The sequence below is a fragment of the Chryseobacterium elymi genome, from assembly GCF_003385495.1.
Taxonomy (GTDB): domain Bacteria; phylum Bacteroidota; class Bacteroidia; order Flavobacteriales; family Weeksellaceae; genus Chryseobacterium; species Chryseobacterium elymi.
The window spans coordinates 83,123-97,160 of sequence record NZ_QNUH01000006.1; the positions used below are offsets into that span (position 1 = coordinate 83,123).

Annotated in this window: 14 protein-coding genes; 10 read left to right on the plus strand and 4 right to left on the minus strand. The window is 37.5% G+C overall.

All coding sequences use genetic code 11. The annotated features are described in order from the left end of the window. Window positions 1–117: 117 nt before the first annotated feature. Window positions 118–1,980 (minus strand): endonuclease, encoded by a 1,863-nt coding sequence (locus DRF60_RS08600; RefSeq protein ID WP_116011697.1) that lies wholly within the window; start codon window positions 1,978–1,980, stop codon window positions 118–120. Window positions 1,981–2,172: 192 nt separating this feature from the next. Here DRF60_RS08600 and DRF60_RS08605 point away from each other — a divergent pair, with 192 nt between their 5' ends. From DRF60_RS08605 to DRF60_RS08645, 10 genes are all read left to right on the plus strand, one after another. Further along, window positions 2,173–3,312, plus strand: coding sequence for an acyl-CoA dehydrogenase family protein (locus DRF60_RS08605; RefSeq protein WP_116011698.1), 1,140 nt, complete (start codon window positions 2,173–2,175; stop codon window positions 3,310–3,312). A gap of 20 nt (window positions 3,313–3,332) precedes the next feature. After that, window positions 3,333–3,830, plus strand: a complete 498-nt coding sequence (locus DRF60_RS08610) for a DinB family protein (protein WP_116011699.1) — start codon at window positions 3,333–3,335, stop codon at window positions 3,828–3,830. Window positions 3,831–4,021: 191 nt separating this feature from the next. Beyond that, window positions 4,022–4,864 (plus strand): zinc-dependent metalloprotease, encoded by an 843-nt coding sequence (locus DRF60_RS21770; RefSeq protein ID WP_262510870.1) that lies wholly within the window; start codon window positions 4,022–4,024, stop codon window positions 4,862–4,864. A gap of 5 nt (window positions 4,865–4,869) precedes the next feature. Next, window positions 4,870–6,948 carry a GEVED domain-containing protein gene (locus DRF60_RS08615; protein ID WP_262510871.1) on the plus strand — a complete coding sequence of 693 codons (2,079 nt, stop codon included), beginning with the start codon at window positions 4,870–4,872 and terminating at the stop codon, window positions 6,946–6,948. Window positions 6,949–7,416: 468 nt separating this feature from the next. Beyond that, on the plus strand, window positions 7,417–8,130 hold the full coding sequence (locus tag DRF60_RS08620) for a glycohydrolase toxin TNT-related protein (RefSeq protein WP_116011700.1): 714 nt from the start codon (window positions 7,417–7,419) through the stop codon (window positions 8,128–8,130). A gap of 10 nt (window positions 8,131–8,140) precedes the next feature. Then, window positions 8,141–8,560 carry a hypothetical protein gene (locus tag DRF60_RS08625; protein ID WP_116011701.1) on the plus strand — a complete coding sequence of 140 codons (420 nt, stop codon included), beginning with the start codon at window positions 8,141–8,143 and terminating at the stop codon, window positions 8,558–8,560. Window positions 8,561–8,750: 190 nt separating this feature from the next. Further along, the gene (locus tag DRF60_RS08630; RefSeq protein ID WP_116011702.1) at window positions 8,751–9,218 is read left to right on the plus strand and encodes a pyrophosphohydrolase domain-containing protein; all 468 of its coding nucleotides are present in this window, start codon (window positions 8,751–8,753) and stop codon (window positions 9,216–9,218) included. Window position 9,219: 1 nt separating this feature from the next. Continuing rightward, window positions 9,220–9,786 carry a thioredoxin family protein gene (locus DRF60_RS08635; protein WP_116011703.1) on the plus strand — a complete coding sequence of 189 codons (567 nt, stop codon included), beginning with the start codon at window positions 9,220–9,222 and terminating at the stop codon, window positions 9,784–9,786. A 2-nt stretch (window positions 9,787–9,788) separates the two neighbouring features. Beyond that, the gene (locus DRF60_RS08640) at window positions 9,789–10,394 is read left to right on the plus strand and encodes a DUF4230 domain-containing protein (RefSeq protein ID WP_116011704.1); all 606 of its coding nucleotides are present in this window, start codon (window positions 9,789–9,791) and stop codon (window positions 10,392–10,394) included. Between the two features lie 12 nt (window positions 10,395–10,406). Continuing rightward, on the plus strand, window positions 10,407–10,589 hold the full coding sequence (locus DRF60_RS08645) for a hypothetical protein (protein WP_048504084.1): 183 nt from the start codon (window positions 10,407–10,409) through the stop codon (window positions 10,587–10,589). Window positions 10,590–10,909: 320 nt separating this feature from the next. Here the strand turns inward: DRF60_RS08645 and leuB are convergent, their stop codons facing one another. From leuB to leuC, 3 genes are read right to left on the minus strand one after another with little or no spacing between them, the layout of a single operon-like run. After that, window positions 10,910–12,034, minus strand: coding sequence for a 3-isopropylmalate dehydrogenase (gene leuB / locus DRF60_RS08650; RefSeq protein ID WP_116011705.1), 1,125 nt, complete (start codon window positions 12,032–12,034; stop codon window positions 10,910–10,912). Beyond that, window positions 12,015–12,620, minus strand: coding sequence for a 3-isopropylmalate dehydratase small subunit (gene leuD, locus DRF60_RS08655; RefSeq protein ID WP_116011706.1), 606 nt, complete (start codon window positions 12,618–12,620; stop codon window positions 12,015–12,017). Before leuD ends, leuB begins: the two co-directional genes overlap by 20 nt. Before the next feature lie 16 nt (window positions 12,621–12,636). Then, entirely contained in the window at window positions 12,637–14,025 is a 1,389-nt protein-coding gene (leuC, locus tag DRF60_RS08660; protein WP_116011707.1) for a 3-isopropylmalate dehydratase large subunit, read from the minus strand. Window positions 14,026–14,038: the final 13 nt, after the last annotated feature.

A 14,038-nucleotide genomic window follows, 5' to 3' on the forward strand; every position in this document is an offset into this window, starting at 1 on the left:
AATGAAGCTTTAAACATAAGCATTACTGAAGTCATTGCGGGCAGAGCGAAGCAATCTATACAAGATTTTCAACTTTATTAATTGGGAGATTGCTCCGCTCGCAATGACAGTTACTTATTATTTTTTGATAAACTGATAGGCTTTATCATCAAGTTTTAAGAAATATAACCCTGTTGAAAGATGCTGTACGGAAATATTTTTCTTATTTCTGAACGGGTTATTTTCTGTATAAATAACTTTTCCTGAAAGATCCAATACCTGAGCTGTTTTTATGTCCTGAGTTTCTCCATTTATAAAAAGATTGTCATTAACAGGATTCGGGTAAATTTTAACTTCTTTGTTGGAAGTGATCAGGTCAGTTGTAGACAATGTTCCAAGGTTCTGGCAATAATCAGCAGAGTAAGAATCCCATTCACCAATCGTAAAAGTAGTGGTTGGCTGGCTTACCGTAGTTTTTCTGTAAAGAGAAACATCTCCGTATGAATTACTTACAAATTTACTTCCTATAGCATCAACCGTTGTTGACTTATAGGCCAACTCTACATATTGGGTTCCTGCAAAAGTCAGGGCATCACCTGCTGTAAGAAACCGTGCATCATTATTGGTGTAACATGATAATGCAGATTTAGGATTCAGAATGACAAAATTCTGATTATTGGGTATCTTTCCTTCAAGTTCAAAACTGTTACCATAATAATAAGAATCATATAAACTATTGTAATATTGTACTCTTATGCTGTAATTGTTTAAATCTACTTCATGACCGGTTTTGTTTACAATTTCCAGAGCTTTGTTATTCCCTGTTCCTTCAATATATTTAACGATAAACAGATCTCTAGAATTTGTGTCTGCAGCTAATGTAGATACAGTAATTGCATTACTGTCAGGAGATTGAAGATAACCTTGGTCATATGCTTTTACTGTAAAAGAATAAGAGGTGGAAGGTGCGAGATGATCAATAACGATTGATGTAGATTTTGTAGTGGTTAAGAAAACGCCATTCTGATAAATATTGTATCCGATAACATCCGGACTCGTGCTCGGTGACCACGCCAAATGAGTATAGTAAGCTCCGGTTTGAGTGGAATTTAAATTTAAAGGAGCCTGTGGTGCAACAGCATCAGGTGTCTGTACCCAAATAGAATTCACCCATTGCGGGTTATCAATAAAAGGGTTTCTGTTTTTCTGAATAGTATAGATGGCATTATTTCGGTCTGTTTCCCTTTGAGATACAGGATCCTGAAGGTGCCATTGAAGAAGCATCGAAATATAAGCAGGGTCAAAAGCCCGTTCTGCCGTTCCGTCAAACGGAGATCGGTCTATCGCAGGATTAATATTGGTTGAGTAATTAAATGAAGGCAGCTTATCTTCATATCTTACTGCAAAATAAAGCAGCATCCTAGCAATATCACCTTTGAATTCATCCACAGGCTCATACACCCTGTTTGTGTAAATATAACCAGGAATAGCGCTATTGGCAATTTTGGATGTGTTTGTAAATGTATAATGAACCGTGGAGTTCCCAACACCATAAGGATAATTATTTCTGAGCTGATTGATTCTTGCATCCGTAGGGATCACAAAATGTAAATCAGAATACATCGGATAATTACTGTCAAAAGTACTTTGCGGAACTGCATGTTCCCTGTTGTACCCCAATCCTTCAGCACCTGAAGTACTTATTAAATTTGCCGATGTATACTCATAAGCATCAGCCCCGGTAGGAATTTCAGAATAAATATCGAGTAAAATAGTAGTATTACCCGGCCCATAATCATAATACTTATCTAAATCTGTCTGATTGTACAGGTTGGGTAAATCACCATAATGCCAGTTGACATTTTTTTCAGAAATAATATCGTGTAGCTTAGATTTCAGTGCATAGCCTGTAAGTCCTACTGTTCCGTCATAATAACCGGCAGGAGCCTGGGCAACAGCAAATGATGAAATTAAAATGACAGGTAGTAAAAGTTTTTTCATTCTTAAAAATTGGGTGACTAAAATAGTAAATTAAAACACTTAAAGTTCTGAAATTTTTATTAAGAAATCATTAATTATTAAAATATAAAAAATTGATTATTAAAATATTGTGCATATAGTCCTATGAGCTAAATAATTATTTTTGGCTTTCCGTCAATTTAATTATCTTTGGGAACTAACTATTTTATCTATATGAACACAGAGACTATTGACAACATTAAAATGATAGCGGAAACAGCAAGAGAATTTGCTGAAAAAAATATCAGACCGAATATTATGGAGTGGGACGAGAGCCAGACATTTCCAAAAGATTTATTTCACCAGTTGGGAGAAATGGGTTTTATGGGGATTGTAGTTCCTGAGCAGTACGGAGGTTCCGGTTTAGGTTATCATGAGTATGTTACTATTCTGGATGAGATCTCTCAGGTAGACCCATCAATTGGTCTTTCTGTGGCTGCACACAATTCACTTTGTACCAATCATATCTATGAGTTTGGAAATGAAGATCAGAGAAACAAATGGCTTCCGCAGTTAGCTTCAGGAAAAGTAATTGGAGCGTGGGGATTGACAGAGCACAATACAGGTTCTGATTCAGGAGGTATGTCTACTACTGCTGTAAAAAACGGTGATGAGTGGATCATCAACGGGGCAAAAAACTTCATCACTCACGCTATTTCAGGAGATATTGCCGTAGTAATGACCAGAACAGGCGAAATAGGTGCTAAAAATAACTCCACTGCTTTTGTTTTAGAAAAAGGAATGCCTGGCTTTACTTCTGGAAAAAAAGAAAACAAACTGGGGATGCGTGCTTCTGAAACAGCTGAACTTATTTTTGATAATGTTCGTGTACCGGATTCACACCGTTTGGGAGAAGTAGGTGAAGGATTTAAGCAGGCGATGAAAATTCTGGATGGAGGAAGAATTTCTATCGCAGCTTTAAGTTTAGGAACAGCAAGAGGAGCTTATAAAGCGGCTTTAAAATATGCTAAAGAAAGACATCAGTTCGGAAAAGCAATTGCTGAATTCCAGGCGATCAACTTTATGCTGGCTGATATGGCTACTGAAATTGATGCAGCTGAACTTTTGATCCAGAGAGCTTCAACACTGAAAAATGCCAAGCAAAAGATGACCAAAGAAGGGGCAATGGCAAAATTATATGCTTCCGAAGCATGTGTAAGAATTTCAAACAATGCGGTTCAGATTTTTGGAGGTTATGGATATACAAAAGATTTTCCTGCTGAGAAATTCTACAGAGACTCTAAATTATGTACCATAGGAGAAGGAACTTCAGAGATACAGAGACTGGTAATAGGAAGAGACATTACAAAATAATTTTAAATATAAATTCTCAAATGATTAAACAGGCTCTTCTAGGTGAATTTCTGCATGAAGCAGAAAACACGAGAAAAATTTTGAAAGCAATTCCTGACAGTGCCTTAGATTGGAAACCTTCTGAGAAAAACTGGACTACCGGACAGCTTGCATCCCATATTGCAGAGGTATACAATTGGTATGATCCTACCTTTAATCTGGATGTTTTCGATATGGGAGCTTACCAGTACGATAAGGGAGATATTTCTAAAGCTGAAAATATAGTAGCAAAGTTTGAAGAAAATGTTGCCAAGGCTCAGAAAGTTTTAGAAAATTCTGATGAAAGTACTTATTTTAATGAATGGAAAATGGAAATGAACGGAAACGTTATTTTCCCTCCTGCACAGAAAATACAGGTAATCAGAGGATTTTTGTACAATCATCTGTATCATCACAGAGGTGAACTTGTAGTTTATTTAAGATCAACAGGAAATAAAGTTCCGGGACTTTACGGACCTACTGCTGATGATAGAATGTAATTGAGAATTATTCTAGCAATAAATGAATAGCATACGTATTTAGCGTATGCTATTTTCTTTTTTTGAGATAATGTATTTTTAATGTATTGCATAATAAATTGAACACATATTCTAAATTTTTCTTAAATAATTTTGATTTTCGTAACATATTTTTTATTAGCTTTGATATTCCACAATCAAATAATTAATTTATGAAAAAACAATTATCCATGATTGGAATGCTTCTTATTACGGGCATTTCTTTCGCGCAGACTGATCGTCTCTGGAGTGAAGGTTCAAAAAAAGCACCTTCAGACATTTTTGAAAACAAAACCTCAATTAACAATCCGAAAATCTATAGTTTAGATTTTGAAGGATTAAAAAATGCTCTCGCAAGAGCCCCAAAAAAGCTTGCACCGGGAGAAAAATCAGAAATCATCATCTCTTTTCCTAATTCTGAAGGAAATATGGAAAATTTTAAAGTGAGAGAAAATTCAAACTTCGACCCTCAGCTTGCCGCGAAATATCCGGATATCAAATCTTACGTAGGTGAAGGCCTCACCGATTCTAATTCAACGGTGTATTTCAGTATTTCTCCGCTTGGTCTTTCCTCCATGGAGATCTATGGCGACAAATCTGCCGTTTTTATTGAGCCTTATGCCAAAGACCTTTCTTCTTATGTAGTATATAGAAAGTCAGACAAAAAAGATGATCTCAATAAATTCGAATGTACCGTTATTGATGTGGCACAAAAAGGAGTATCCAATACCCTTGCTGCAAGGCCGAACGCAGATGATGCCAAACTGAGAACATTCAGACTTGCTCTTTCAACTACCGGAGAATACACTACTTATTTTGGAGGAACTAAAGCAAATGCTCTTGCTGCCATTAATAACACAATGACCCGTGTAAATGGAGTTTTTGAAAAAGATTTTGCAGCAAGAATGGTTCTTATCTCCAACAATGATGCTGTCATTTATACCAACGCCTCTACAGATCCCTATTCTGCGGCATCAGGAATGAGCAACTGGAATTCCAGCTTCAAAGTACACTGACCTCTGTGATCGGAGAAGCCAATTATGATGTCGGGCATTTATTCGGAGCTTCTGGAGGAGGCGGAAATGCAGGCTGTATCGGCTGTATCTGTACAAACGGTTCAAAAGGAAGCGGGTACACTTCTCCGGCAGATGCTATTCCTTCAGGTGATAATTTTGACATTGATTATGTAGCCCACGAATTGGGACATCAGTTCGGAGGTAACCATACCTTCTCTCACGGCAATGAGGGTACAGGCGTTAACATGGAGCCTGGCTCAGGATCAACGATCATGGGGTATGCAGGCATTACCGGCCAGGATGTACAGCCCCATTCGGATGCGTTTTTCCATGCCGTAAGCATCCAGCAGATTACTAATAATATCAAAGCTAAAACATGTCCGGTAAGCACTTCTACAGGAAATGCCATCCCTACAGCCAATGCCGGCCTTGATTATACCATTCCGAAAGGCACACCGTTCATGCTTACAGGAACAGGAACCGATGCTAACGGAGATTCATTAACTTATATCTGGGAACAGATGGATAATGCATCATCATCCCAAACCGGAGCTAGTTCTGCAGCAAGTGCTACCAAAGCATCAGGTCCTACTTTCAGATCATGGACTCCTACCACTTCTCCAACAAGATATTTCCCAAGAATGGCATCCATCTTAACAGGAGCCACCACCACTGCAGGTTCAGAAATAACGGTAGAAGCACTGCCCAATGTAGCAAGATCTTTAAACTTCAGATTTACTGTTCGCGACAACAGAGCCGGAGGTTCAGGAAATAATTCTGATGATGCTGTGATTACTGTAAACGGAACAGCTGGACCTTTCACTGTTTCATCGCAAAATTCAGCCACAACCTATTCAGGAGGAAGTTCACAAACTGTTACATGGAATGTAGCGGGAACAACAGCCAATGGCGTAAATGCTGCTAATGTAGATATTCTTTGGTCAACAGACAGTGGAAATACATGGACTACCCTTCTTGCCGGAACTCCGAACGACGGAACTCAGGCGATAACCATTCCAAATTCGTCTACTACAACGGGAAGGATTATGGTAAAAGGTTCAAACCATATTTTCTTCGATGTTAATAATGCAAATATCACTGTAAATGCAGGTTCAGGAGGCACAGATACAGTAGCTCCTACAGCTCCTACCCTTGCAGCTTCCGGAACCACTTCTACCACCACTAATCTTTCATGGAGCGGAGCCACAGATAATGTAGCGGTTACAGGTTACGATGTTTATCAAGGGGCTTCATTAATTGGTTCCACAGCGTCCACAACATATACGGTAACAAGCTTAACACCTGCCACAACGTACAGCTTTAGTGTAAAATCTAAAGATGCAGCAGGAAATGTATCGCCTTCAAGCAATACAGTAAGTGTTACAACACTTTCCGGAGGTACGGTGACTTACTGTACAGCTTCTGCAACGAATACAGCAGATGAAAGAATCGGAAATGTGAAATTCGGAACCATTAACAATACTTCAACAGGAACTGCGGGGTATGAAAACTTCACTTCTGTTTCTACCAACGTAACAAGAGGAAGCACTTATACCATCTCAGTAACTCCTACATGGACATCAACGGTTTACAGCGAAGCTTACGCAGTGTATATCGATTATAACGGTGACGGTGACTTTACAGACAGCGGAGAATTAGCATGGTCTAAAGCAGGATCTACCACAACTCCCGCAACAGGAAGTATCACTATTCCTGCAACTGCTGCAGTAGGTTCTACAAGAATGAGAGTGATGATGAAGTACAGCTCTGCACCAACTTCTTCATGTGGATCTTATACTTATGGTCAGGTTGAAGACTATACCCTGAATATTGTTTCTTCAGGAAAAGGAGAACTTCTTGATATCCAAGATCTGATCACTGATCTCAAGCTGTATCCAAACCCTGTAAAAGATATATTACATATTTCAAATACGGCATCAGAAGATTATAAGATCTTCGATATGGGTGGAAAACTGATCAATTCAGGAAAACTGGAAAGAGGGAGTGTGAATGTAAGCGGACTTATTAAAGGAGCTTATATGATCCAGATTGGAGAAGCAGCTAAGAGATTCATTAAAAATTAATAACCTTTAAATAAACGTTTTGAAGACTGCCTTTCCGGGCAGTCTTTTTATTTGAAAATAAATGATAGATTTCCTGATGATGTATGAAGCCTAACTGCTCTTGAATATTTAGGATAAATTTCATTAAGGCATCTATTCTTTTACTTTAATTTGTCGCATAATGCTTTATTACTAAAAAATTAACTACTATTTAAAATTTTTGATTTAAATTTATCACTCAAAACTATTTCCACTGTACCGTTTTCCGAATCAGTATTTGAGATACCCCCTAAACCGACTCTTTGGCTCATATAATGGACTCTATTTCTCAAGAATACCATTTTTACACTGTCAAAGCTATGTCAGGTTACAGGAAGGAATGTCTTTTCATGTCATCAGAACAGACAACCTATCTCATACTATAATTTTTATAAAAAAATAACAGAATTATCTGTACTATTAAAAAACTAAACCATTAAAACTTTTATTATGAAACATTTATTTAAGTGCATCTTTTTATTGACAACCGTATTTTTTTCAGTTGCCTGCAGTTCGGATAATGAAGAAACTGATAATCCAACGGGAGTCGTTACACACGTATTCTATAAAAATGCAGATGAGTTTGCTTTAACCTATGATACGGCAGGAACCGTAAGTCAGGCAATCAGAAATCAGGCTTTTGACTTATATAAACTTGGAAAATGGAGCGAACTGGAAGCATTGTTTAATGCTAACAACCTGAATGGCGGTTGGCCGCCTGCAAACGGAGGATACAATATTGTTGACGAAGTTCCTTTTCAGACGGGACAAAAATTCGACAGATATAGCGGAGCCATCGGGAATTATGACGGAAATGGAAATCCAACTCTAGGAGGAAGTTTCACCAGTCCGATCATTAACGGATATGTTTATACTTTTTCACAAAGAGCCTTAAACCAGCCTGAAAACAAATATGATTTTTATTATGAAATAGATGTCCTGAATAATTTACTACCTTTCAAATCTCAAACAGCAGATGTAATTCCCTGGTTTAATCAGATTGGCGGTGGAAAACAGACGATGTGGAAAATCCCGATCGATGTAGCAACAGGTTATCAGAAAACATGGAATAAACTGGCACAGGAAGGCTATGTGAAAATTACCATTAAAAAAAGTCCAAGCGGAAAGTACAATAATTTGGTAGGAACTGTTATTCAGCAATAAATAAACTCAGATGCATTCAATATCAAAAAAAATTAAAATCAGCAAGCAGGCTGCTATTATAAAGAAACACTTCAGCAATGATGAAATAATTCCATCTGCTGCAACAAAATATACCTGCTGCGATTGCGGCCATCAAAATACAATTGAAATTTTCCCATATGAAACCGGATTTCCGATCCTCCAGATTTATAATGAAGATGCAGTATTATCAAAAAGTGAATTATTAAATAACAAAATTATTACCGAAACCTCACAAAGAATGGCCCATTTTGGAGATTTGACGGTAAACGATTTACCAACCTTATATTTTGGCACAGACTGTCAGGTTTGTCATTCAAACTATATCTGTGTATTCAGCTATGGTGAAAAACAACCGGGTCTGACACTTTTAAATATTTCAGGCATCTGGAAGTATGAAGAACTGGAATAATATTTTATTACTATTTTAACATCAATCAGAAAGATTTGACAATAAAAAAATCCACAGTTTAAGCTGTGGGTTTTTAGTGAAAACATGTTTGCAGCCAACGATTATTTAACTTTTTATCAGAACAGATATCTAATAGGTATTACAAATTTTCCAAAATCGTTTTCTATCTTTGCGGTAAATAATAAAATTCATGGATAAAATTGACAGTCTGAACCAAGTTGCAGAATTCCACACCACTTTTAAAGCCCCTATTTTAGATACACCACAAATCCCTTCCCAGGAAAGATGCAATCTCAGAGTTGAACTTCTTCAGGAAGAGTTAAATGAATTAAAGCAGGCTATTGCTGATAATGACATCGTAGAAATAGCTGATGCCCTGTGTGATCTTCAATATGTTTTAAGCGGAGCTGTATTGGAATTCGGACTTGGCAATAAATTTGTAGAGCTATTTAACGAAGTACAACGTTCCAATATGTCTAAAGCGTGTGATACTGCAGAACAGGCAGAGGAAACTGTAGCATTTTACAAAGAAAAAGAGGTAGAATCTTTTTATGAAAAATCAGGAGAGAAATTTAATGTCTACAGAAAAGCAGACCATAAAGTTCTTAAAAACAAGTACTACTCCCCTGCAGATTTAAAAACAATTATCGAAAAATAATATGAAGAAATTTATTACCAATATTGTTGCCGTTTCAAGCTTAGTTCTGGCTTCCCAGCAATTCAGTGCCCAAAAAGTGGTGATGAACCGTGAAGTAGACACGCAGAACGACGGCAAAATGCTTTTAGGGAACCAATTTAAAGAACAGTTCTTAAAAGCTCCGTATGCAGACTGGTATGTGAAAGAGCATGACGAATATGCTATTGATCAGAAGGCGATCGGCGAACTAAAGAAAGCCAAGTTCAACACTTATTCTCTTGTTGTTTTTATAGGAACATGGTGTGAAGACAGTCACAGAGATTTTCCAAGACTGATGAAGATTCTTGAGGAATTAAAATATCAGGATAATAAGCTCACGATCATTGCTGTTAACCGCAAAAAGGAATCTCCTACAGGAGACGAGGTCCGTTATAACATCCAGAAAGTTCCCACCATTATTGTTGAAAGGTACGGTAAAGAAATCGGAAGGATCATAGAAATGCCTAAAACAGGATATATTGAAAGGGATTTGGCTGAAATCGTGAAAAAAGACGACAGTTCTGTAATCAAAGAAATTTTTAACAAATAAAATTGAGAAATTACAAAGTAATCATATCATTTGCAGCGGGAATTATCGTTATGCTGATTCTTTTCTTCGGGCTTAAATCATGCTTTAATTTTGGTGAAAAGACGGAGAAGTCAGATTATTATATTCTTACCAACCAGATTTCTAAAATGAATAAAATGGTAGTCATGGAACAGAATATGTCCAGCATGCAGAAAACCAAGATGAGCTATGAAGTGTTTGGAAAAGAAGTCTCAAACAACAGCATTATTACCTATACCAAGACCAATGCACAGGTTTCTTATGATCTTAACAAGATGAAGATAGAAGTAGATTCTATCAACAAAAAGCTGGTTATCACTGAACTTCCTGATGCGGAAATAAGAATTACGCCTAGCGTTGAGATCCAGTCGCTGGACGATTCTTTTTTCAACAGGATTTCAGAAAAAGATATTAAAAATGTTACCCAGAAAGCTAAGGAAACTGCAATTAAATCTATTAATGAGAATCAGCTGAGAACGGAAGGCCGCAAACAATTAATAGAAAATCTTAATAATATTTTCGTTTTGGCAAAAGCTTTGGATTATACCATAGAAGATGAAACCGGCAAACTCGGTGTTTTAGGACTCTAAAAATGTAAAGCTATGGATTCAAAAGACAACAAAAAGAAAGAATCTGCCAACAGTGCAGAAACGAAAAAACAGAATCAGGATTTTCAAAATATTCCTGCTTCCTCAGAAAAAAGCAATCCTCCTGATATTGATAAAGAAGATGTTCAGAAGTCTTCCAAAAACAAATCAGGAAAAACGGATAACACTAAAAAATAAACCAAAAGGTTCTGCTCACTTGAGTGGAACCTTTTTTTGAAATTTAGGCACAAAAGTTTTTTTGTTTTTTGAACACTTTAGTTTCAGAAGTTTTATATCCTGAAAATATTAAACCTAAAATCAAAGATTTTAATATAACTTAAGTGTACTTCGTATGCATAATGTATTAACCTTAAAATAACTAAAGTGTTCAATAAGCTTTTGTGACTTAAAAAGCATGTTCTTATAAATTTTAAGCAGATAGAAACGCAAAGATTCTGCTCAAATGAATGAACAGAACCTTCTAACTAATCTATTATTTATGTGAACTATGTGTAAAACTATACGATTGTAGATTTTCCGATCTTAATATTTTCAAAATTGTAATAGGATTTCTCAGAATACTTAATATAGTCTGCGATAAAACTCCCTACCTCACTTGTAGAATAATGCTGTTCAGCATTAAGGTCTACTGTAACATATCTGTTCTCAATAGCGTGCTCCACTGCCCTTCTCAATTTGTCAGCAGCTTCAGGAAGATCAAGATAATCAAGCATCATGGCTGTACTCAGGATAGAGGCCACAGGATTGGCAATGCCTTTTCCTTTAGCCTGCGGATAAGAACCGTGAATAGGTTCAAATAGCGCGTTTTCTTCACCTATTGACGCAGATGGCAAAAGCCCGATGGAACCGCCAATAACACTGGCTTCATCAGAAATAATATCTCCGAACATATTTTCGGTCAGGATAACATCAAACTGTTTTGGGTTCAGAACAAGCTGCATAGCCGCATTATCAACAAATATATAATCCAGCTGTACATCAGGGTATTGAGAGGCAATCTTCTGGCAGGTTTTTCTCCAAAGCCTTGAAGTATCCAGAACATTAGCCTTATCGATCAGCGTAAGCTTCTTTTTCCTTTTTTCAGCTTCTTTAAAAGCCATATGGGCAATAGGAATAATTTCTTCCGTGCTGTATTTACAGACATCATAGGCGTATTTGCCATCCGGATCTGTAAATTTTTCACCGAAATAAATACCACTCACCAATTCTCTGAAAATCTGAATATCCGTTCCCTCAATAATCTCTCTTTTCAAAGGACTCTTATCAATCAGTGAAGGATAGGTTTTCAGAGGTCTGATGTTAGCATACAATCCCAGTTCTTTACGAAGCTTCAATAGCCCTTGCTCAGGTCTTACCTTTGCCTCAGGATTGTTGTCGAAAACCGGATCTCCAATCGCTCCAAAAAGAACGGCATCCGAATCTTTGCAAATCTTTAATGTTTCTTCGGGAAGTGGATTGCCAGTTGTAAAAATGGCTTCAGCACCCATTAATCCATAGGAATATTGGAATCTGCATTTAAAGACTTCTGCTACAGCATCCAATACTTTAATACTTTCACTGACCACTTCCGGCCCAATCCCGTCGCCGGGAAGAACTGCTATTTTAAAATAACTGTTGCTCATACTTTTGTGTTTTTTGTTCAAATTGTTCTATAGCCTGCTTTTTGCTGATTAAAAAATCAATATCATCATAGCCGTTCAGCAGGCATATTTTTTTATAGGAATCAAGCTCAAAAGTTTCGGTTGTATCCTTAAAGCTTACCGATTGTAATTCCACATCAATGGCAATTTCATTATCAGGATTTTCCTGGATTCCTTCCAGAATTTCTTTTAAAAATTCTTCAGAAACTTTCACAGGGAGAAGTCCGTTGTTCAGGGCATTTCCTTTAAAAATATCAGCAAAATAGCTTGATATGATTACTTTGAAGCCATAATCTGTCAAAGACCAGGCCGCGTGTTCACGGCTGCTTCCACAGCCGAAATTATTTCCCGCAACAAGAATTTCACCACTGAATTTAGGATTGTTTAAAACAAAATCCTGATTCGGTTCTCCTGTATGAATATTGAATCTCCAGTCCCTGAACAAGTTCTCTCCAAAACCTTTTCTGTCAATGCTTTTAAGAAATCTTGCCGGAATAATTTGGTCTGTATCTATATTCTCTGCCGGCAGCGGTACTGCACGGGATTTTAAAACAACTAATTTTTGCATGTACTTTTTAATGGATTTAGTTTAAATTTTCAAAAGCAGAAATTTTACCTTCTATCGCTGCTTTTGCTGCAGTAAGCGGACTGGCAAGAATAGTTCTGGCTCCCTGCCCCTGTCTTCCTTCAAAATTTCTGTTAGAGGTTGAAACACAGTATTCCCCTTCAGGAATTTTATCATCATTCATCGCCAGACAGGCAGAACATCCCGGTTGACGGATCTGGAATCCCGCATCATTGAAAATCTTATCCAGACCTTCTTCGTAGATCTGCTTTACAACCTGCTGAGAACCCGGAACAATTAAGGCCTTTACATTTTCGGACTTATTTTTTCCTTTAATATAGGCTGCTGCAGAACGGAAATCTTCTATCCGTGCATTGGTACAGCTTCCGATAAATACATAATGTACTTTAATGCCTGAAACTTCCTGTCCGGCTTTCAATCCCATATATTTCAGAGCTTTTTCTTCAGATTCAGTCTGAGGAACCGGAATGACTTCGTGCACCGGAATTCCCATTCCCGGGTTGGTTCCGTAAGTAATCATTGGGAAAATATCCGAAGCATCGAAGGTAAGTTCTTTATCAAAAACAGCGCCTTCATCCGTTTTTAAAGTTTTCCAATAGGCCAGTTTATCTTTCCATTCTTCTCCTTTAGGCGCAAATGTTTTTCCTTTTACATAATCGAAAGTGGTTTGATCTGGCGCAATCATTCCCCCTCGTGCTCCCATTTCAATACTCATATTGCAGACCGTCATTCTTCCTTCCATGGACATTTCTTCAAAAACATTTCCTGCATATTCACAGAAATATCCAGTTCCTCCATCAGTCCCGATTTTGGAAATAATATATAGGATGACATCTTTTGCCTGAACATGATCATTCAGTTTTCCATTGACTGTAATCCTCATTGACTTCGGTTTATTGAGCAGCAGGCACTGACTGGCAAAAACCTGAGCAACCTGGCTGGTTCCAATCCCAAAAGCAATGGCCCCAAAAGCCCCATGGGTAGAAGTATGACTGTCTCCGCATACGATACTCATTCCCGGCTGGGTAATCCCTAATTCCGGAGCTATGATGTGTACAATTCCCTGATATTGATGTCCCAATCCGAATAATTCGATATTGTTTTTTTTGCAGTTCTCCGTAAGCTGTTCCACCTGATTTCTGGACAGTTCGTCCCGAATAGGCTGTTCCTGATTAAGGGTCGGAACATTATGATCTGCCGTAGCTACGATCTGTTTTGGTCTGAAAACTTCAAGATTTCTGGCTTCAAGTTCTGCAAAAGCCTGAGGACTGGTTACCTCATGGATCAGGTGTTTATCTATATAAATAATCTGAGGGCCGTCGGGAATCGTTTCTACTACGTGAGCATCCCAGACTTTGTCAAAAAGTGTCTTTTTATTGTTGTCCATTTTCAATTTCCTT

Bases quoted from the DNA above. Each gene is read 5' to 3' on its own strand.
- DRF60_RS08630 (WP_116011702.1), top strand. From the start codon at position 8,751: ATGGATAAAATTGACAGTCTGAACCAAGTTGCAGAATTCCACACCACT.
- DRF60_RS08645 (WP_048504084.1), top strand. From the start codon at position 10,407: ATGGATTCAAAAGACAACAAAAAGAAAGAATCTGCCAACAGTGCAGAA.
- DRF60_RS21770 (WP_262510870.1), top strand. From the start codon at position 4,022: ATGAAAAAACAATTATCCATGATTGGAATGCTTCTTATTACGGGCATT.
- leuB (WP_116011705.1), bottom strand. From the start codon at position 12,034: ATGAGCAACAGTTATTTTAAAATAGCAGTTCTTCCCGGCGACGGGATT.
- DRF60_RS08600 (WP_116011697.1), bottom strand. From the start codon at position 1,980: ATGAAAAAACTTTTACTACCTGTCATTTTAATTTCATCATTTGCTGTT.
- DRF60_RS08620 (WP_116011700.1), top strand. From the start codon at position 7,417: ATGAAACATTTATTTAAGTGCATCTTTTTATTGACAACCGTATTTTTT.
- leuD (WP_116011706.1), bottom strand. From the start codon at position 12,620: ATGCAAAAATTAGTTGTTTTAAAATCCCGTGCAGTACCGCTGCCGGCA.
- DRF60_RS08635 (WP_116011703.1), top strand. From the start codon at position 9,220: ATGAAGAAATTTATTACCAATATTGTTGCCGTTTCAAGCTTAGTTCTG.
- leuC (WP_116011707.1), bottom strand. From the start codon at position 14,025: ATGGACAACAATAAAAAGACACTTTTTGACAAAGTCTGGGATGCTCAC.
- DRF60_RS08625 (WP_116011701.1), top strand. From the start codon at position 8,141: ATGCATTCAATATCAAAAAAAATTAAAATCAGCAAGCAGGCTGCTATT.
- DRF60_RS08605 (WP_116011698.1), top strand. From the start codon at position 2,173: ATGAACACAGAGACTATTGACAACATTAAAATGATAGCGGAAACAGCA.
- DRF60_RS08610 (WP_116011699.1), top strand. From the start codon at position 3,333: ATGATTAAACAGGCTCTTCTAGGTGAATTTCTGCATGAAGCAGAAAAC.